15 protein-coding genes and 1 tRNA gene are annotated in these 20,604 nt (G+C 49.8%); 10 read left to right on the top strand and 6 right to left on the bottom strand.

The genetic code is table 11. From position 1 onward, the window contains the following. Positions 1-106 precede the first annotated feature (106 nt). Entirely contained in the window at positions 107-826 is a 720-nt protein-coding gene (gene deoC / locus VGK02_07180; protein ID HEY3374827.1) for a deoxyribose-phosphate aldolase, read from the top strand. A gap of 6 nt (positions 827-832) precedes the next feature. On the opposite strand, the gene VGK02_07175 is transcribed toward deoC, so the two are convergent. Genes VGK02_07175 through VGK02_07165 form a run of 3 tightly spaced genes read right to left on the bottom strand, consistent with a single transcriptional unit; the run spans position 833 to position 4,849 of the window. Further along, positions 833-2,263, bottom strand: a complete 1,431-nt coding sequence (locus tag VGK02_07175; protein ID HEY3374826.1) for a hypothetical protein — start codon at positions 2,261-2,263, stop codon at positions 833-835. Continuing rightward, entirely contained in the window at positions 2,263-2,871 is a 609-nt protein-coding gene (locus VGK02_07170) for a prepilin-type N-terminal cleavage/methylation domain-containing protein (GenBank protein HEY3374825.1), read from the bottom strand. The genes VGK02_07175 and VGK02_07170 overlap by 1 nt, the downstream gene beginning before the upstream one ends. A gap of 19 nt (positions 2,872-2,890) precedes the next feature. Further along, positions 2,891-4,849 (bottom strand): carboxypeptidase regulatory-like domain-containing protein, encoded by a 1,959-nt coding sequence (locus tag VGK02_07165; GenBank protein ID HEY3374824.1) that lies wholly within the window; start codon positions 4,847-4,849, stop codon positions 2,891-2,893. A gap of 362 nt (positions 4,850-5,211) precedes the next feature. On the opposite strand from VGK02_07165, the gene recO reads away from it, so the two are divergent. From recO to ppdK, 4 genes are all read left to right on the top strand, one after another. Beyond that, entirely contained in the window at positions 5,212-5,961 is a 750-nt protein-coding gene (gene recO / locus VGK02_07160; protein ID HEY3374823.1) for a DNA repair protein RecO, read from the top strand. A 307-nt stretch (positions 5,962-6,268) separates the two neighbouring features. Further along, positions 6,269-7,156, top strand: a complete 888-nt coding sequence (glyQ, locus tag VGK02_07155) for a glycine--tRNA ligase subunit alpha (protein ID HEY3374822.1) — start codon at positions 6,269-6,271, stop codon at positions 7,154-7,156. After that, positions 7,149-9,230 (top strand): glycine--tRNA ligase subunit beta, encoded by a 2,082-nt coding sequence (gene glyS, locus VGK02_07150; protein HEY3374821.1) that lies wholly within the window; start codon positions 7,149-7,151, stop codon positions 9,228-9,230. The genes glyQ and glyS overlap by 8 nt, the downstream gene beginning before the upstream one ends. A gap of 35 nt (positions 9,231-9,265) precedes the next feature. Next, on the top strand, positions 9,266-11,917 hold the full coding sequence (gene ppdK / locus VGK02_07145; protein HEY3374820.1) for a pyruvate, phosphate dikinase: 2,652 nt from the start codon (positions 9,266-9,268) through the stop codon (positions 11,915-11,917). Between the two features lie 122 nt (positions 11,918-12,039). Here ppdK and VGK02_07140 read toward each other — a convergent pair whose 3' ends face one another. Then, a complete protein-coding gene (locus VGK02_07140; GenBank protein HEY3374819.1) occupies positions 12,040-12,339 on the bottom strand; it encodes a hypothetical protein in 300 nt (99 codons plus the stop codon). Positions 12,340-12,487: 148 nt separating this feature from the next. Continuing rightward, positions 12,488-13,303, bottom strand: a complete 816-nt coding sequence (locus tag VGK02_07135) for an amidohydrolase family protein (protein ID HEY3374818.1) — start codon at positions 13,301-13,303, stop codon at positions 12,488-12,490. Between the two features lie 314 nt (positions 13,304-13,617). On the opposite strand from VGK02_07135, the gene VGK02_07130 reads away from it, so the two are divergent. Genes VGK02_07130 through rpoD form a run of 4 tightly spaced genes read left to right on the top strand, consistent with a single transcriptional unit; the run spans position 13,618 to position 18,332 of the window. Beyond that, a complete protein-coding gene (locus VGK02_07130) occupies positions 13,618-14,205 on the top strand; it encodes an NAD(P)H-dependent oxidoreductase (GenBank protein ID HEY3374817.1) in 588 nt (195 codons plus the stop codon). 10 nt (positions 14,206-14,215) lie between these two features. Further along, positions 14,216-15,262 carry a deoxyguanosinetriphosphate triphosphohydrolase gene (locus VGK02_07125; GenBank protein ID HEY3374816.1) on the top strand — a complete coding sequence of 349 codons (1,047 nt, stop codon included), beginning with the start codon at positions 14,216-14,218 and terminating at the stop codon, positions 15,260-15,262. Beyond that, on the top strand, positions 15,262-17,064 hold the full coding sequence (gene dnaG / locus VGK02_07120) for a DNA primase (GenBank protein ID HEY3374815.1): 1,803 nt from the start codon (positions 15,262-15,264) through the stop codon (positions 17,062-17,064). Before VGK02_07125 ends, dnaG begins: the two co-directional genes overlap by 1 nt. Positions 17,065-17,099: 35 nt before the next feature. Next, positions 17,100-18,332 (top strand): RNA polymerase sigma factor RpoD, encoded by a 1,233-nt coding sequence (gene rpoD, locus VGK02_07115; GenBank protein HEY3374814.1) that lies wholly within the window; start codon positions 17,100-17,102, stop codon positions 18,330-18,332. A gap of 133 nt (positions 18,333-18,465) precedes the next feature. Here rpoD and VGK02_07110 read toward each other — a convergent pair whose 3' ends face one another. Then, a complete protein-coding gene (locus VGK02_07110) occupies positions 18,466-20,139 on the bottom strand; it encodes a 4Fe-4S binding protein (protein HEY3374813.1) in 1,674 nt (557 codons plus the stop codon). 360 nt (positions 20,140-20,499) lie between these two features. Here VGK02_07110 and VGK02_07105 point away from each other — a divergent pair. Then, positions 20,500-20,571 (top strand) — tRNA-Asn (locus tag VGK02_07105). The last annotated feature ends 33 nt before the right edge of the window (positions 20,572-20,604 follow it).

The following is a 20,604-nucleotide window of genomic DNA, read 5'->3' as shown; positions in this document are numbered from 1 at the left end:
TTTATAAGTACAGAAGCCCCAAGGTGGCGCTGTGCTTACGATATAAGAAGAGCTTTATAGGCTATCGCCGGGTTAGACGAAGGCCGTGATCGGAGGAGAATATCAGATGAGAATGGAAGAGCTGACGAAAAGCATCGATCATACAAACTTGCAGCCAGGGGCGACCGTTAGAGATATTGAGAAACTCTGCCAGGAGGCCGTAAAATACAATTTTGCCTCGGTAGTAGTGAATCCGTTTTACGTTAATATCGCGTCTCGGTTGCTGCGCGACTCCGTCGTAAAGGTCTGCACCGTCTCGGGGTTCCCGCTGGGGGCGGTTACGGCCGGGGCGAAAGTGCACGAGACGCGAGAAGCAATCGACGAAGGCGCCGATGAGATCGATATGGTCATGAATATCGGCGCGATGAAATCGCGCCTTTACGACGAGGTGTATAACGATGTCCGGGCGGTTGTCGAAGCGGCGCGTCGCGGTGAGGTCGAAGCTGGCCGCGATATCATCGTAAAAGTAATTATCGAAACGGCGCTCCTTACCGATGAGGAAAAGATCCGGGCCGCACATATAATCGAGCGCGCGGGTGCCGACTTCGTAAAAACAAGCACCGGCTTTGCAAAAACCGGTGCCACCATCGATGATGTTGAGCTGCTTCGGGCAAACCTGCCATTCGAGATGGGTATCAAAGCAGCTGGAGGCATTAAAACCGCCGATCAGGCTATCGCACTTCTTAACGCCGGTGCGAACCGGATCGGTACAAGCACGAGCGTTCAGATTATTGAGGATGCTTTCGGCGAAGGATATGTGCCGCCGGCTGCAAACCCATGGAGATAGAAATCTTTAGAGTTCGTTCCAGGAGACGACTCCAAAGCCCGCCCCGAGCGGGTTAATGAAATGGGGCGGTTCTTGATAGAGCATACGATCGTCGTAGGAATAGTCTTTTAAATAACCGATTCGTGGAGATCCGAGGTAACCTACGATGCCTCGATACATCTGAGCGATTGAGCCCTTTACCGTAAGCGCATTTTCCGTAGAACTATGTGCCGCATCTTCAAAGCCGAATGAATGATTAATCGCCAGTATCGCGGCATTGATTGTGATATTGGATTGTGCAATATCGGTGCTCCCGGCTGAGCCGTTCGGCGGTAGCTGGCTGCCTCCGCCACTCCACTTGCGCATAACGTAGACATAATTCTCTGCAACCAATCCGAGCATGGTGGTTGGCGGGTTCTCGCCCGTCGTATTGTATGTGATATCGCCAAAGACATATATGTTGTTTTTCACTGCAATCGTAAGTCTGCCCTTAAGCTGACCCTTTACGTAAACATCCCCGGTATTGGCGCCGCCCTTTGTCGTACCCGTTCCGTTCACATAGATGACACCGCTTGCCGGTATGGGAAGCGTCACAGGGGCTGTGGCAGTGCCGGTCGGCGCTTCTGAGAGGGGGTTAGTGTTGGTAATCGACATCGTTCCGTTTGAATTCAAAATGATAGTCGTCATGCCATAATAGTAATAACCACCGGCTAAGCTCTTCGACCAGTTGATTAAGCTTGTGTTGGTTTGTGGCATTCCAAGCACTGGCGCCTGCTCCTCGTATCCTTGCTGGAATGTAGGTTGGCTGCTGTATGTTTTGCTAATTGTTTCCGCAGTGGTGACTTTCTTTTCAAAGGTCGGATTACCGTTGATGTGGATTGTGTCGTTCGAAAAGAGCGCGCCTCGTATAGTGTCACCGGTAGTAAATACTATGCTTAGACCTGAAAGCTCATCGGTTTCGTAGTTTGTAAAGTAGATATACCGCGTAAAGCTCTTCTTTTTTATAATCGCCTGTATGGTGCGTTCAGCGTCGGCATCACCGCTTGTCGCGCGCCCTGTCGCGGTAACGACCACACCCGGTGTGTCGGTGGTTTGGGCAACTTCCAGGTGGAATGCCGTATCCGTGGAGTCGAGCGTTATCCACTTTTTAGCGCCGCCCCCATCTAAACCCTGCGCAGGGTGTACCGTCGTTATATAATAGTCGTTGTTTTTATTAAGATGCCAAAGATAGTCGTTGATACCGGCTTCAGCCACATAAAACGCCCGCATAGATGCGGTTTCACGGCTGGCTGAATGCGTAGCATTCCCCGTGCGATACATCAGGCCAAATCCGAGGATTGAGAGAATGAGGATGATGCTTAAAACCGGCATAATAGCCATCATCCCAAAACCCTTATCGTTCAAGGGATAATTTCTTATATTATTTAGTGCTTGCTTGGTTTTATATAGTCTACCCATTAGTTGTTCCTTAAATATATAACGGTGTCGATGTCAATCCGACCGAGCGCGGTGCTAGTATCATCATCGGCGATCGCACGTATCTTAACAGAACAGATATTTGGTAGGTCGCTTTGCCCTACCGGCGATCCGGTAACTTCTGCATTGGACGCATTGAGATATATGAATAAAGGATTAGTCATGTCGTTTTGCAGAAGCCTTGCCACGATGCTCGTTTGGCCCGGATTGTTGTATTGCCACGGTTCCGTCGTAGTCGACGGTTGCGTTACTACGAGTTGCAGCGATTTATTCTGTACATAGTAGCGAACCTTCTCAGGGGCAGTATCGGTATCGACGTTTGTATAGAAGGTGATATCGTTTTTATCGGCTGCGGCTATAATTGGCGCTCCTTCGCTAATGGCCTGGGCACCACGCAATTTCCGTGGAATTGCATCGATAACACGAGCGGCTTCGTCCCGTGCACTGATTCTTTGCGTATCATTCAGCCAATTGACCTGTGCGAGCTGGAACAGCATGTAGACAAGAGTAAGCGCCAAAAGCATAAGGCTCATCCCGATAAGCAGCTCTGGGAGCGTCATACCGCGGTCGTTCAGTATTGGTTGTGACATTGACGTCGTGCGCCTTTTATTAATGCCAGCCAGTGTAATCCACCGACCCTTGTTGCCCAGGATTGATCGTAATTGTTTTTGAATCAGTCCAGCTACCGTTACGATATCTTCTCACAGTATATATTGTTCCTGTTGTGGCGGCAGACAGATTGCTAAACGTTACCGTCCAATCCCAGCCGACAGTTTGATCGCGGCTATAGCCTGGTCCGGTTACGCGGATCTTAGTATTGGCACTTGCATAAACCTTTAACGATCCGAACGGAACGATATAGACCGTCAGGCTGTTTGCGCCCGCTACTATTGTGACCTGCTGGCTGTAGTCAGTATAACCACTCTTTGTCACCGTCAAGGTATACGTACCTGCCGGTACGGTGAAGCTGGCTTGGCCTGATAAATTTGTTGTACCACTCGCCGAGCTGAGGCCCGCAAGGGTGACTTGTGCGCTGCTAACTGTGCTGCGTGTATACCAGTTGCGAACGGTTAGGGCGAACGTCCCGTTTTGCGTTGCCGTAGGAACGAGATTAACCGTCAGGCTGTTTGCGCCCGCTACTATTGTGACCTGCTGGCTGTAGTCAGTATAACCACTCTTTGTCACCGTCAAGGTATATGTGCCTACCTGTACGCTCATGTTTGCGGTTCCATTTGCATCGGTTGTTGCGTTAGCTGGCGTCGGGCCTGTAAGTGTGGCTTGTGCCCCGCCGATAAGAGCAGATGTTTGCGAATTGCGAACGGTTAAGGCTAGCGTTCCATATTGTGGCACCGGGGCAAGGTCGACCGTGTAGTTTGTTGTTCCGGAAGAATCAATCGTAATTTGCTGGTCGAATCCTGTGTAACTGGCTTTAGAGACCTGCAGGCGATATGTACCGGCGGTTATCGTTACATCGGCGGTTCCTTGCACGTTCGTTGTCATATTAGCGGTATCGGTTGCTGATATTCCGGTTAGGATAGCGGTTGCACTGCCGATCCCAACCAGTGTCGTTGCATCGCGTACGGTAAGATGCAGTCTGCCCTGCGCCGGCGGCAACATTGTTATGTTGACGCTTGTTGTCTTGCCGGCATCAACTTGTACGCTTGCCGGTTGGCTCGGTGCAAGGTAAAGACGGGCGGTCGGCGCTATCTGCCAACCTCCGGGGAAGACGTTATCAATCTGATAACATCCGTTGTTAATCTGATGATAGACGGACGTACCGGTTGCCTCAGAGCCGGTTATCGTAATTGTTGAATCGGTGGTTATCAGGGTACCGGCCTGATCGACGAGCCTAACCGTAAGTTGTCCGGGCTGTGAAATGATAAACTCAAGAACATCCATCTGGCCGCTCTTCGAGGTTGCATGCTGGACGGCTAACTTAGGCTGGCATACATAACCCGCTTTCGACACGGTAATCGCGTAATCTTTTTCGGTAACGCTCTCCACTAATGCGTAAAAAATGAGTTTACCGTCACCATCGGTGTAGCCGGTCATAGGGGATCCGGGACCTTGCAAGATATCGACTTTAGCACCCTCGACCACCTGACCGCCAAGTGTCTTCACGATAACTTTAATATTGCCGCCGAAGATTAATTGCTCGTCCGATTCACGGGTAATATTTGTGGTTGCTTTGACGGAACCCGGTCCAAACTCGCTTGTCCACGAGACGGTGACGGTTACCTGCTTGTAATCACGACCATCGGGATCGGTTGGTGAGATTCCATCATCCGGGTTATCCACCCAGGACACAACAGTTTGCACATTAAACGTAATATTGTCGGATGGCACCGCTTCGTCACGTTGTAAAACCCCCGGTGGATACGCGCCTTGGACGCCGACACTTTCGTAAGCCAGGCTTTTAATCGCTTCGATCTTCTTGGTTGCGATGCTGTATGCTTTGGTGCGCTGTTCGTTAAAGGTAGCGGTCCGTGTTGCGGAGACCATCATCGGTACGAGCGATATCAGGGCAACACAAACGATTGAAAGCGCTATAAGGCTTTCAATAATCATTGAACCTTTTTGGTTAAAACAAAAAAAGCGTTGCACCGTACCCTACCTTTTTAAGCTCACTCACTATATAGTTACAATCAAAATATCGGCTTTTTCCAGTGCTTACTTTAGGGTTAAAGGGGGAAAATACGCGTAATTAACGCTATTTTTATAATGCAGAAAATGGGTCGTCTAGGTGGTAACAGGTTTTAGTAATTTAATATGCTAAATTATTGATGTACTCGGTACGAAAGGGTACAATAATGAGGATCGGTGAGGCATCATCACCTGGCGCTTGGGGTTTGCTAAATAATCGTAAACGGCGCAAAATAATAGGAAGAACACAGTAAGAACTGCAGTTAAATCACACTATTGGAGGCCCATTGTCGCTTTATAAAACCCAAGGTATTATTTTAAGAACGCACAAACTTGGTGAGGCCGATCGCATTATCACAATTTTGACCAGTACACACGGTAGGGTCAGCGCGGTTGCCAAGGGCGTTCGGAAAACGAAAAGTAAATTCGGCTGTCGACTTGAACCTTTTACTCATGTCGACTTGCTGCTATACAAAGGCCGGAACCTTGATATTGTCACGCAGGCAGAAATTATCAATTCCTTCGCAGGCATTCGGGATAGCTTTGAGCGTATCAGTTATGGCTCGGCTATGCTTGATCTGGTAAATAAAGTAGCGATTGAGGAAGAGCGGGATATCCCGCTGTATAATTTGCTGCTTAAATCGTTACAAGTCTTATCCAGGTCGAATAAGAATCTACGGCTTCTCTTAATAGCTTTTGATATTAAACTCATGGCGATATCCGGGTACAAGCCGAAGCTTGAACGGTGCGTCATCTGTGAAGCGAAGCTGGGGGTTAGTATGCGCTTCAGCTTTGAATGGGGAGGCCTTGCCTGTAGCGAGTGCGCCGGGGCCGACCGGAATAGTATCGCTGTGACCCCGGCGACGGTCGACCTGTTTATAAGGCTCTTGCGGCTGCCGCTTGATGCTATCGTTGACCTGGATGTAATCGCACGCATTGAGGATGAGTTATACCTTCTCATGCGAGATTACGTAACGTATTATATTCAATCAAAGCTTAAAAGTAGAGATTGCTTAAACCAGCTCATTTGCAATTAATATTGCTAGGTCATTATGGAGGCTCTGAACCGGTTATCTGAATCCGCTCGATACTGTAGCGGTCGTGTAGTATTGTTTGCTACAATTAATACATTCATACTCGGCCATATGCATCGCTTACCTTCGCAGTGCTGCGTGTAGGCGGGTCAGAAGCGCACCACTTCTTTAGCTTGATTACAGTATAGTTTAATGTGTTATAGAGATACACGGCTTACGCCATAGCGAAGGTTGATGGCGCTACATCAACGTATATTGTGAAATAGTGCAGTTTGGCAAGCATGTTCATGTAAGGAAAGAGGAAGCGAACGTGAATTTTCAACAATTGATTTTAACCCTTCAGGCATACTGGGCTGATTACGGGTGTATCATTGTGCAACCCTACGATAGCGAAGTTGGGGCCGGCACTTTCCATCCGGCGACGTTTTTGCGTTCGCTCGGGCCGGAACCCTGGAAGACGGCCTACGTTCAGCCCTCACGGCGACCGACTGACGGTCGTTACGGCGAGAACCCGAACCGGCTTCAACACTACTACCAGTACCAGGTCATTTTAAAACCTTCTCCCGATGATGTGCAGGAGATATACCTGAAAAGCCTCGAGCGGATCGGGTTTGATTTATCGAAGCACGATATCCGTTTTGTTGAGGACGATTGGGAGTCGCCGACGCTCGGCGCCTGGGGTTTAGGTTGGGAAGTCTGGCTCGATGGCATGGAAGTTACCCAGTTTACCTACTTCCAGCAGGTCGGAGGCATTGATGTAAAACCGGTCTGCGCTGAGATTACCTACGGCCTCGAACGGCTTGCGATGTACATTCAGCAAGTGGAAAGCGTCTACGACCTGGAATGGGTCGATGGGGTTACCTACGGCGAGGTGCACCGCCAAAACGAGATACAGGGCTCTCGCTATAATTTCGAGGTCGCCGATGTGCCGATGCTCCTCACTCTTTTCGATATATATGAGACGGAAGCAAAGCGTACGCTGGATGCGGGCCTGGTGCTGCCGGCATACGATTATGTTTTGAAATGTTCGCATACGTTTAACCTGCTCGATGCGCGTGGAGCAATCAGCGTGACCGAGCGCACCAGGTTTATCGGCAAGGTCCGCGATATGGCCCGCCTTATTGCCGGCGCTTACCTCGCTCATCGCGAGGAGTTGGGTTTCCCACTTTGCAAAAAGGCGGTGACAACAGTTGAGTAAGCAAGATTTACTATTAGAAATTGGAACCGAAGAAATACCGGCTGCATCTGTCGTTGTCGGCTCTAATCAGCTTAGAGAGCGGGCGATGGTTCTTTTAAACCGGTATCGTCTTGGGTTTGAGGATATCGTCACTTATGGGGCTCCGCGTAGGCTTGCGCTGCTTGTGCGTGGGCTGGACGAGCACCAGTCAAGAATGGTTCATGAAATAAAAGGGCCGGCCAAGAGGGCGGCGTTTACCGAAGATGGTACGCCGACAAAAGCGGCCGAAGGTTTTGCGAAGTCGCAAGGCGTATCCGTTGATTCACTTGAAGTCCGCTCGATAGAGGGCGGCGAATATGTGTTTGCTGTAAGAGAGGAAGAGGGCAGGGCGACTACCGCGATTCTCGAAACCATTTTGCCCGAGCTTATTCTTTCGCTCTCGTTTCCAAAAGCTATGCGATGGGGTGATGGTGAGATTCGTTTCGTGCGCCCGATTCGCTGGATTGTCGCGCTCTTCGGGGAGGATATTGTCCCGTTTACGGTCGGTGACGTTGCCTCCGGTAATGCGAGCATGGGGCACCGATTGCTGGCAAACCACCCCGTTGTCATCGAAAAACCTACCGACTACCTTACGGATTTGAAGGTCAACAGCGTTATTGCAGATCAGGGCGAAAGAGCTGCACTTATCCGGGAGGGCATCGAGCGCACGGTGCAAGATACCGGCGGCCGGGCGGTCGTTCATCAGCACACTTTTGATGAGGTGCTTGAACTTACCGAGTATCCGCACGCGATTCGGGCGAGTTTCTCGCAGGAGTTTGCGGAGCTTCCCCGTGAGGTGCTGGTAACCGCCATGGAGAAGCACCAGCGTTACTTCCCTATTGAGGATGCGAGCGGTAAGCTCCTTCCTAACTTCATCGTGATAAACAACGGCAATCCGGAGTTTACCGATATTATCCGCAAAGGCCACGAGCGAGTTATCCGGGCGCGTCTTGCCGATGCAAAATATTTCTTTGAGGCGGACAGCTCAAAGCCGCTGGAGTCATCTGTAGATAGGCTTACCGGTGTGACGTTCCAAGTTAGGTTGGGTACGGTATACCAAAAAACGCAGCGTAACGTTAAACTTGCCGGTGAGATCGCAGAAAACCTTGGCCTTTCCGTACAAGAGATCGAACATGTGAAGCGGGCGGCGTATCTATGCAAAGCCGACCTTATGACCGAGATGGTATTTGAGTTTCCTGAGCTACAGGGGGTTATGGGCCGCTATTATGCACTCGTATCCGGCGAGCCTGACGACGTTGCCGTAGCGATTTTCGAGCATTACCTGCCGCGTTCGGCGGGAGACATACTACCACAGACAGTCGCCGGGCAGATCGTCAGCATAGCCGATAAGCTCGATTCAATTGCGGGCATTATTGCGGCGGGGCTCATTCCAACCGGGTCGGAAGACCCGTATGCGCTTCGCAGACAATCGTACGGCATCGTCTCGATAGTGCTCGAGCACGATTTGAAGATTCCAATAAAAGCGATGATTGAGCTCGCGCTCGGCCTCTATGCCGAGCAGGGCGTGAAATTTGATTTTGCGGCGACCTCCGACCTGGTTGAGGACTTTATTAGAGGACGTTTACGTGCGTACCTGCTTGCACAGGGGTTGCCGATTGACGTGGTCGAGGCCGTTTCAGTATTCTCAATTGATGACATGGTGGATATCCGAACCAGGGCCGAGGCGATTGCCGCCAAACTCGCAAGCCCGGAGATAGTTGATGTGCTTGCGGCTTACACGCGGGTTAAGAACCTGGCGAAGCTTGAGCTTGGAACGAATGTGGATGAAAATCTTTTGCAGGAGGAGGCTGAAAAGAAGCTTTATGAGAGCCTGCTTGGGGTAGATAGTGACATAGAGAAAGCCGGTCGGGACTATGCTTTAGGCATCGATATTCTCGCACGCTTAAGGGGCCTGGTAGATACATTTTTTGACGAAGTCCTTGTAATGGCAGAGGACGAAGCAATTAAAAACAATAGGCTACGACTACTGAACTACGCTAAAGCCATGTTCCAAAGAGTGGCTGATTTTTCACAGATAAACCCACCGGCGGTTTAGATATCTATTTATTACTTTACACGGGGTGTGATGAAATGCCAGAAAAACCAAAGTACGTCTATGATTTTGAAGAAGGATCTGCAGACATGAAGTACGTCCTCGGCGGTAAAGGTGCAAACCTCGCCGAGATGACGCGCATTGGTTTGCCGGTTCCACCAGGTTTCACAATCACAACAGGAGCTTGTAATGAGTATTATCAGACAGACAAGTTCCCCGATGGGCTGCTCGATGAGGTAGATCAGCATCTTCAAGAGCTACAAAAGAAGATGGGTAAGAGCCTCGGCGACCCAAATGACCCGCTTCTCGTATCAGTGCGATCCGGTGCGCCGTTCTCTATGCCGGGTATGATGGACACGGTCTTGAATCTCGGTATGAACGATACTGCGGTGCAAGGCCTTATGAAGCAGACCAATAACGAGCGTTTCGCATATGACTCATATCGCCGTTTCATCCAGATGTTCGGCAAAGTCGTTTTGCGAATTGATGGTGAACTGTTTGAAGAGGCGATCAACGAGATCAAAGCGCAAAAAGGCGCGAAATACGATACCGACCTTAGTGCCGGCGACTTGAAAGAGCTCGTCGAAACATTTAAAGGCATCGTTAAGAAAGAAACAAGCAGTGATTTCCCGACCGATCCGAAAGAGCAGCTCAGGCTTTCTATCGAGGCCGTCTTTAAGAGCTGGGGCAATAAGAGGGCGATTGATTACCGGCGCCTGTATAAGATTCCGGATGACCTCGGCACTGCTGTTAACGTGCAGTCGATGGTCTTCGGTAATAAGGGTGAAGATTCGGCGACAGGCGTTGCGTTTAGCCGTGATGCCGCAACCGGCGAGAATGTACCCTACGGTGATTACCTTATCAACGCGCAAGGCGAAGATGTTGTCGCCGGCATCAGGGTCACACAACAGCTATTAAACTTGAAAAACGATATGCCGCAGCTTGCCGACCAGCTCTTTGGTATCTTGAAGACGCTTGAACACCATTATCGCGATATGTGCGACACCGAGTTTACGATCGAGCAGGGCAAGCTCTGGATGCTTCAGACCAGGACCGGCAAGCGAACAGCCGCAGCCGCGCTTAGAATTGCGGCTGAAATGGTTGAAGCGGGCTTGATAAAGAAAGAAGAAGCGGTACAGAGGATCGAGCCGGAACAGCTCGATCAGCTCCTTCACCCCCAGTTTGACCCGCAAGCAAAACTCGATGTGCTTACCAAAGGCCTTAACGCCTCTCCCGGCGCGGCGGTCGGTAAAGTCGTCTTCGACGCCGACACAGCCGTAGATATGGCCGAGAAGGGCGAAAAAGTTATCTTAACCAGGTGGGAAACCACACCGGATGACTTACACGGTATGGTTGCCGCCCAAGGAATTCTAACCAGCCACGGCGGTAAGACCAGCCACGCGGCGGTTGTCGCCCGCGGCATGGGCAAGCCGTGTGTCTGCGGCGCCGACGCAATGCATATCGACGCCAAAAACAGAATATTCTCGGTGGATGGCACCCAGGTCAAAGAGGGCGACATCGTTTCTATCGACGGGACGACCGGTCGCGTTGTTTTGGGCGAGGTTTCGCTTGTTCCACCGCAGCCGACCAAAGAGTTCGACCTGATTCTCGGCTGGGCCGATAATATTAGGCGTCTTGGTGTTCGCACCAACGCGGATACACCCGAGGATGCGGAGAAAGCCCGTCAGTTCGGCGCCGAAGGTATTGGTCTTGCGCGTACCGAGCACATGTTCCTCGGCGATCGCTTACCGATCGTTCAGCAGATGATCTTGGCTAAGGACAAGGAAGAGGAAGACGATGCGCTCCAGAAGCTCCTCAAAGTGCAGAAAGAGGACTTTATAGGCATCTTTAAGGCGATGAACGGGCTGCCGGTTACCATCAGGTTGCTTGACCCGCCGCTCCACGAGTTTTTGCCAAGCCCATCAGACCTAAGGGTTGAAATAACCAAGATGGAGATGAGCGGCGTGTCTGAAGCTGAGCTTGCGCCAAAACGCTCACTTCTTGAGAGTGTCGAGAAAATGGCCGAAATGAATCCGATGCTGGGTCTTCGCGGTTGCCGCTTGGGTATTACGCACCCTGAGCTCTACAAAATGCAGGTTCGTGCCATTATGGAAGCAGCTTGCGAGCTTAAGAAACAGGGCGGCGACCCGAAGGTTGAGATCATGATTCCGCTCGTTTGTATTGTCACCGAGCTTGAGACGCTTCGTAAAGAGAGCGAAGAAGTAATCGGAGAGGTCATCGCCGCATGTGGTGTTGATGTAGACTACAAGATCGGTACCATGATCGAAATCCCGCGCGCGGCGGTTACCGCAGATGAGATTGCCCAAGTTGCCGATTTCTTCTCATTCGGCACGAACGACCTTACCCAGATGACGTTCGGCTTTAGCCGTGACGACATCGAAGCGAAGTTCTTACCACGGTACTTAGCCCGCAAGATTTTGCCGAGCAACCCGTTTGAGACCATCGATGATGGTGTTGCGCAGTTGGTTGCCATGGGGTGCGAGAAGGGTCGCCAAGCAAACCCGGGCATTAAGCTCGGCGTCTGCGGTGAGCACGGCGGTGATCCGGCATCGGTCACGAAGTTCCACAAGATCGGCTTATCGTATGTGAGCTGTTCGCCGTATCGCGTGCCGCTAGCACGCCTTGCAGCCGCACAAGCGGTTCTTGGTGACAGCGGTTCAACCGCATAGTATAAAGAGTATCTTGAGAGATTGAGCTTAAGAGATAACAAGAAAAGGCGGGCGTATGCGCCCGCCTTTTCGCTTATAATGCCGCCTTACCATACTAATCAATGGTTAATAGTTGCTAACGATTATACGTGTGCCCGTACCTCGAATTCCCATGCCCCAACTTGAAGTACTTCCCTCTCACTTGATTTGCAGAGGCACAGATCATACGCGTCGGACGGTTCGAATGGAGCCAAGTTGACAAATAGTTTCAGAAGATCGTTTTTGTTTGTAAGGCTTACGACCCTGGCATTATCCGCAACTCGGTAATCGTGTATCCCAAGGCTATCCAGCAGTCTTTTGATTTTAGTAGTGCTTAATGAGTCTAATCGCTTCACTAGTACCGCGTTGCCGTTTTCGGTAACGTCGTTTGATAAAGAACCCATGATTCACCTCATAATCCTAGAGCATACAATCGGTGTAATCGTTTACCGTGATTTTTGAAGATTTCCCTATCTTATAGTGTAGAAAAACTTATCAACAAGATTAACTTAATTACCGTTAGCGTGCGCTTATACTGCTAAGAGGTTGTTTTTAGACAGTGGATGGTTCACCGGACGCGGTCGCGTCCATTCCTAATATCCGTGCGGGGTTTTCACTGATGAGCTTAGATGCCTTTTCGCCAAAAACGCGCTCGATATATGCCCGTTCGGTTGCATGGTCGTGAAACGGGAAATCCGTCCCGAAGACAATGCGATCGAACCCGATCTCGCTCGCTAACGTAAGAAACAGTTGTTCATCTATTACCCCGGGCATGTGGGCGGTATCGAAGTACACATTCTCGAAACCCAACACAGGCTTGATTTTGTCCCATACTTTGTACCCGCCAAAGTGCGCGAGAACGATGGTAAGATCAGGAAATGACGTGATAACGTCGACAAAGCGCTCGGGCTGGCTAAACTCACCTTCGACGCCGCCTTCCTCGTGGCCGGCATGAAACACCACAATAAGGTTGTTCTCGGCAGCCCGCTCATAGATTGGAAACATGCGCCTATCGTCGGGGTAGAACTTCTGAGCGTTGGGCTGAAATTTAATACCCCTTAAGCCCAGTGCGGGGAAGCGGTCGAGCTCAGCAGCGCTATTATCCGGGTGAATCGACCCGAATGGGATGATGGCTTCGTGTGTTGCCCCAAGCTCTGCATACCAGTCGTTGTAGCGGATATGCTCAGGCCGGTTGGCGATGGGGAGTACGATAACCTTATCGATTGCGGCATTGTGTGCAGATGCTAGTAGCTCTGTAATTGTTGCGTTATGACGTCGTTTGATGCCGTATATTTGCTCCATTTTGCCGATGAGTTTCTCGGCGATATCATCTGTAAACGCATGTGCGTGAAAATCAAAGGTTACCATTTTAGTTGAGCCCTCATTCCGGATAATTGCTTAAGGTTAACAGTAGCACAAGAGCATGTCAGCTGTAAAAACTAACGGTAGCACGTGGCGGGTGCAGAGCCTTGGATATGCTGTGCTCGCCCGGCATTATATTACGAGCCGATGATTTGATTCTCTCATATAAATTATTTTTCTTGCAGGAAAATTATGACATCCGTCGAATATTATATGTTACGTGAGAACGAGCGCAAAAAACCGCGGTAAGTTTGCTACAATACCTAAGTAAAGTAACCTTTTACCTGCGTACCAACTATCAAAAATCTCGAGGTGATGAAATGAACGATATCGTTGTAGTTGCAATTAACGGGAGCCCCAACGTGGGCGGCAATACCGCCTTCTTACTTAAAGAAGTATTAAGAGCAGCTGAAGAGGCTGGAGCGAAAACAAAGTTTATCCACGCTATGGATGCCCTGGCGGACCAGCAGCGCCCGTTCTGCACAGCCTGTAGCACCCCGTGCGTCGGTACGTGTTTTAAGAATACCGAGCTCGAGAGCGTGTTTAAGACGCTTGTGGATGCCGATGCGATTGTACTAGGCAGCCCGGTCTACTTTGGTACGGTCTCAGCCCAGCTTAAAGCCATCTTCGATAAGAGCCGAAAACTTAGAAGTGAAAAGGGGCTTGCGGGCAAGGTCGGGGCAGCGGTTTCCGTTGGCGCTTCACGCTACGGGGGCCAGGAGACAACCGTTCGTGCACTGCATGACATTATGATGGTTCATGGAATGAGCGTTGTATCCGACTCTTCAATCTCGATGACGATCGGGCACCATGGCGTGTGCGCGCAAAAGCCCGCGCAGGATGATGCCGAGGCAATAAGAAGCGCTCGCATTACTGGTGTTCGTTTAGTCGAAGAATGTAAAAAATAGGTGGTTATAGATGAAACAGAACGGTCTCACACCGCGAGAAACCATAGAGAAGGCGGAAGTCGAAACGTTAGCATCGAATGCTATGCGTAGCGTCAATACAAAGGGCAGGCTGAAGCCGCTAATCCCCTGTGAGCTGCGCACATGCTTTCAGCGGGATCGCGACCGCATCCTTCACTCCAAGGCGTTCCGCCGGTTATTGAACAAAACTCAAGTATTTCTTGCACCTGAAGGAGACCATTACCGTACCCGTTTAACGCATACGCTCGAAGTAAGCCAAATCTCGCGCACGGTCGCACGTGCGCTCAACCTTAACGAAGACCTTACCGAAGCCATTGCGCTCGGGCATGACCTCGGGCACACTCCTTTTGGCCATGTCGGTGAGGAGGCGATTACCGAGGTCTTCACAATGTTTAAAACCCGCGGGCTTGAAGGCGTGCCGGAGCAATTTAACCATAACGAGCAGAGCCTCCGCGTTGTCGATATCCTTGAGTACAATGGCAAGGGGTTGAACTTGACCTGGGAGGTGCGGGACGGCATCTTAAACCATACCGGTAAAACCGACCCGGCGACGCTCGAAGGAAAAATCGTCAAAATTGCCGATCGCATAGCGTATATAAATCATGATATCGATGACGCCGTGCGCGGCGGGATCCTTCGCATAGAAGATATCCCCAGTGATTTTATCGACGTCTTTGGCGCACATCAGGGCGTGCGAATCAACAGTATGGTGTGCAATCTCGTTGAATACAGTCGTGGCAAAGATACCATCTCGATGAGTCCCGAATATATGGATGCTATGCTGGGTTTGCGGTCGTTCCTCTTTAAGAACGTGTATCATGGCTCAGACGCAAAGTCGGAGAACGCAAAGGCGAAAAACGTTATCCATAGCTTATTCTTCCTCTTTTTAGAGCAGCCGGAGCTTTTGCCCGAAGAGTTCAGCATGAGCGACAGAGCCGAGGTGCCGGTCAAAGTATGCGATTACATTGCCGGAATGACCGATAGGTTTGCGATTCGCACCTACGACGAGTACTTTGTGCCGAAAGTCTGGATGGTGTAATGAAAGGCAGGATTAGAGACGAGGACATAACGATCGTCCGAGAACGGAACAACATCGTAGATGTTGTATCCGACTACGTCTCTTTGAAGAAAAAAGGCAAGCTCTACTGGGGCTTATGCCCGTTTCACCAGGAAAAAACGCCATCGTTTAAGGCCGATCCGGTATCGCAGCTTTACCATTGTTTCGGCTGCGGTGAGGGCGGCAATGTATTTGGCTTTATTATGAAGGTCGAGCACCTGGAGTTTCCCGAAGCAGTTGAATCGCTGGCAGAGCGAATCGGCTATACGCTTACCTTTGAGAAGCAGTATGGCCCCGAGCAGTCGAAGCGTGCGCGCATCTTTGAAGCCAATCGTCTGACCATGCTTTATTATCAGTACGTACTTCATAAAACAAAAGAGGGTGAGCGCGGACGCTTTTACTTAAAGAAACGCGGTTTACGTGACGATATTGTAAAAAGATATGGCCTGGGACTTGCGCCGCAATCATGGAGTTCGCTCGGCAATTACCTCGTTAAAAAGGGGTTTTCCCGAGAAGAGCTGGTGCAAGCGGGTATTATGATCAAGGGACAGAAAGGCTTCTACGATAGATTTCGGGGAAGACTTATCTTTCCCATTACTGATACCAGGGGACGTGCAGTAGCATTTGGCGGCAGGGTGCTTGGTACCGGCGAGCCCAAATACCTCAATTCGCCGGAAACGCCGGTGTATCACAAGAGCTCATTGCTTTACGGGCTCAACAACGCCAAGGGCGATGTCGTTCGTGACGGCGCGGTCATTGTAGTTGAAGGTTACACCGATGTGCTTGCGCTCGCACAGGCAGGCATCACCAATGTGGTTGCAACACTGGGAACCGCATTTACCCATGAGCACGTCGAACTTTTAAAAAGATTCGCCGAGCGGGTAGTACTTGTATTTGATGCAGACGCGGCCGGTATAAAAGCCGCGGAGAGCGCAAGTTCATATCTTTCGGAGTTCCGGCTCCCGAAAATGGAGGCATTAAAGGATTTGGAACAAAATGCAGCAGGTATCGATGTAAGGGTTGTTATCTTGCCCAACAAACAAGATCCTGCAGATTTTATCGGAGCGAACAATATAAATGATTTTCGCGTACTTATCGATAATGCCGAACCTTTTTTCGATTTTTACTTGACGCGTGAGCTCGATAAGCATAATATTAGTGAGATACGGCAAAAAGAGCACGCTGCACTGGCAGGTTTTAAACTTATCGCAACGCTCGATAATCCGGCTTCGCAGAAAGCATATTTAAGCAAAATCGCACAACACCTCGAATTCGATGAAGAAGCTCTCACAGTAAAATTCAACGCAACGTATAAACGAAAAATGTCGACGCGGGTTGAAGCTAAGGCGACAATGCTTAATCCCCAGCAGAAAGCAGAGAGATCGTTTCTCCAGCTGGCAATTCAATATCCAGAGGTCAGAGCGAAGATACCTGCTGAAATGGATGAGAGCTATTTTGTTGCCTCAGCGCACGGACGCCTTTTTACTGTTTTAAAGGAAATGGGCGGGGGTAAATTTGATGCAGGTACATTGGAGAGCCTCGACACAAAGCTCGCATCATATGCAACACAGCTGCTCCTAGCCGATTCGGAATGTGAAGAGGAAAAATTATCTAAATTTTTTGAGGATATTTTGGTATCTCTCAAGGATTTTCACTATAAACGTCAAATTAATAAAATTAAGAGAGAGCTGGAGTCAACGCAGGTCCAGCAATCAAAAGGATACTACGATGAGCTCTTTGAGGAGCTCATCGCGTTAGAAGCAAAACGACGGGATCTACGTTAACGGCCTGTCGTAAATTGATTGGGGGAACGTCTAGAGTGAATGCTCGCATTAATGAGCTTGAAATTCCTGAAGTAAAACAATTGGTGGCCACAGGTCAAGAGAAGGGTATTCTCACAGCCGATCAGATTAATAACGCCCTTGAAACGCTTGATCTTACAAGCGAGCAAATAGACAACATATATACTTACCTCTTCAATACCGGTGTTGAGATAGTTGATATGGCGGATGAGGGCGCAGTCGAAGATGAGCTCGAAGTTGATTTGGATGGAGAAGCACCGATCATTGAACCTGAAGCTGAAGAGGAAGAACCGACTGAGGAGAAGCCCGTTCGTGAGATCGACCTCTCCATTAAATCGCCGACAAATGATCCGGTACGTATGTACCTTAAAGAGATCGGCAAAGTACCGCTGCTAACCGCAGCAGAGGAAGTCGATTTGGCTTTACGTATAGAGGAAGGCGAAAAAGCTGCCGATAGACTGGAGAATGAAGAAGCGAACTTGGCACGCGATGAAATCCGCAAGCTCAGGCGGCTTGAGCGCGATGGTCTGAATGCCAAGAAAAAGCTGGTCGAAGCGAACTTGCGCCTCGTTGTAAGTATCGCTAAACGCTACGTCGGTCGCGGTATGTTGTTCCTTGATCTAATCCAGGAAGGAAACCTCGGCCTTATTCGTGCCGTTGAGAAATTCGACTATCGCAAGGGTTTTAAATTCAGTACCTATGCGACGTGGTGGATTCGCCAGGCGATCACGAGAGCGATTGCCGACCAGGCGCGTACCATTCGAATTCCCGTCCATATGGTTGAGACGATAAACAAACTAATTCGAATCCAGCGCCAGCTCTTGCAGGAGCTGGGGCGCGAGCCTATGCCGGAAGAAATCGGTGATGAGATGGGCTTAACACCGGAGAAAGTACGCGAGATTCTCAAAATATCCCAAGAACCGGTATCCCTTGAAACGCCGATTGGCGAGGAAGAGGACAGCCAGCTCGGTGATTTTATCGAGGATCAGGAAGCAGAAGTTCCGGCTGATGCGGCATCGTTCTCACTATTACAGGAACAACTGCAGGAAGTGCTCGATACGTTAAGCGAGCGCGAGCGGAAAGTCATCGAGCTTCGTTTCGGCTTGATCGATGGGCATCCGCGCACCCTCGAAGAGGTCGGTCGTGTTTTCGGTGTCACCCGTGAGCGTATCAGGCAGATTGAGTCCAAGACGCTTAGCAAGCTGCGCCATCCAAACAGAAGCGCTAAGCTCAGGGATTATTTAGAATAGAGCGCAAATAAAGTAAATATAGTAATCAGGTAATTCATAAATATTGGATATAAGAAAGGGAGGTCAATAGCCTCCCTTTTACTATGTAGGTTTTGGTTCTTGCGGTTTGTAGGTTGTGCGTAGCCTCACCGCTTTATTTTTTAGGTGATTTCTTTTGTGGCGTTTTCTTTTGCGCATTACCGGCAGATTGTGACTTTCCTGTTGCCGTTGATGTAGTCACAGGGCTTGCTGTACCGGTAGCATCCGTACTTCCAGCCAGGCCTTTCAGGTCGCTGCTCTTCATGCTGTTTTTATCTTTAGGTCGACCCGGACGGAAGACCGTTATGCCTTTTTGCGTGCATTTAACCGGGCACTCGTTCTCACAAATTCCACAGCCGATGCACCTGTCTTCTATTACGTACGGCAGCACGATCATCATTCCGCTCGCATCGTATTTGTTAGTATCTTTCATGTAGATTGCCTTCTCTGGAAGCGGGCACATATTGTAGCAAATCTGGCATCCATGGCCGGCAATCCACGGGTAGCAACGTTTCCGGTCAATAACCGCCTTACCTATGACAAGTTTCTGCTTTTCTTTTAGTGTTATGCTCTCGATAGCGCCGGTCGGACAGACACGGCTGCATGCATTACACGAGTAATCGCACCCTGCTACAGTGAAGTCTAAATGTGGCGTCCAGAGCGATTCGAGCCCGTATTGGACCAACGCAGGCTGCAAAACATTTGTCGGGCACGCTTTAAGGCATTCCCCGCAACGCACGCATTTATTAAGAAACTCGTCTTCGGCGCGTACACCGGGAGGCCTAACAAGCAAGGCATTTTGCGGAAGCACCCTTGCTTTCACGCCGAGCGAGGCAAGGTATGCCGCCGCAACACTTCCACCGATTGCCAGTAGGGCAGTACGCCGTGATGGAATCTCGGTTGAAAGCTCCGGCTTCAATCCCCAAGAGATTGCATGTTGTGGGCATTTCTTCCGGCACTTCATACACAGCATGCAATTGCCGGCATCGGTAGCGAGGCCCTTCTTGGTTACGGCATCCATATCGCAGACTTTTGTGCAGCTCAGGCAGCTAGTGCAGGCCGTTGCCTCCACCCTTCTGCGAAACAACGGAATTTTTCCCAGCAAGCCGAGAAGACCGCCTAGCGGGCATAAGTAACGGCACCAAAATCGTTTGCCGAGTATGTTTAACCCTACAACCAGGATAAAGAGTAGAACAATCCATGAAGTTGCAATGAATGTCCGCGGGTCGCTGTAGACAACCATGCCGTTTAAACTGGTCGTTACCGAATCGGCGAACTTCGAGAGCGATGTGTTAAAGAGTGGCGACATAGTCTTGGAGATAACAACGCTCACACCCGGAAATACTGCGACCGTAAAGGTTCTCGTTAAGAGCACGATCGGATCGAAGACCATCAAAATACTGCTCTTAAACAGACTGAATGCCAGCACTAAGAACAGGGTGATAAGCGGTACGACTTTAAGTATTCTAAATCGCTTTTGCTTAAAGCCGACGACTTTTGCAAGCGGTGAAAAAAGATCGAGCAGCGTTCCCATCGGGCACACATAACCGCAAAAAACTCGCCCAAAGAGCAGGGTAATTGCGACAGTAATAAGTGAGTAGAGCGCGATTCCAACGACCGGCAAGCCGGCTAATGCTGCTGCGATAGCAACTAATGGATCAGAAGCAAGAAAAAGCTGTGTCGGAAACAGCAGGTTTGTTTGTTTTGCGGTAATTCCAAGTAATACGATGAACAACAAAAAGAAAAACGCCTGAATTACTCTTCGGTAATTAGACACCTTAAAGCGCATATAAGTAGTAACAACCTCCTACGTGCACGAATTCCTGCGACTTATGTGCGCCAACCTTTGGTTCCGGCTGATAGTTTGGTAATAAGCGCCTTGGAAACATTATACATCAAGCATGGGGTGAGTTTAAGAGTATCTTGTTGTCGGTGTATCGAGATTGCTATGGAATGTACTAAATATGACGGTGTGATGAACTGCTCGTTGGTCGCGCGCTTACGCCCGGGATGGCTTTATGCATTTAAAGGCAATATGGTCAGAAACGGTGTCCGTCATTGCCATACACGCTTGAAACTTATGGAAATATCTTTTATAATGCTAAAAGTGTGCATCGCGCACAAAAGTGAATATTGCGTCACAACCCGTTCCTCGGTAGCTCAACGGTAGAGCATTCGGCTGTTAACCGAAGGGTTGCAAGTTCGAATCTTGCCCGGGGAGCAAATTGGAAAAAGTGGCTTATCAAAAGCCACT

Origin of the sequence: Candidatus Aquicultor sp., from assembly GCA_036504445.1 — a bacterium.
GTDB lineage: Bacteria > Actinomycetota > Aquicultoria > Aquicultorales > Aquicultoraceae > DASXVE01.
Note: the sequence above shows the minus strand (reverse complement) of the source record. Positions and strands in the feature narration are given on the sequence as shown.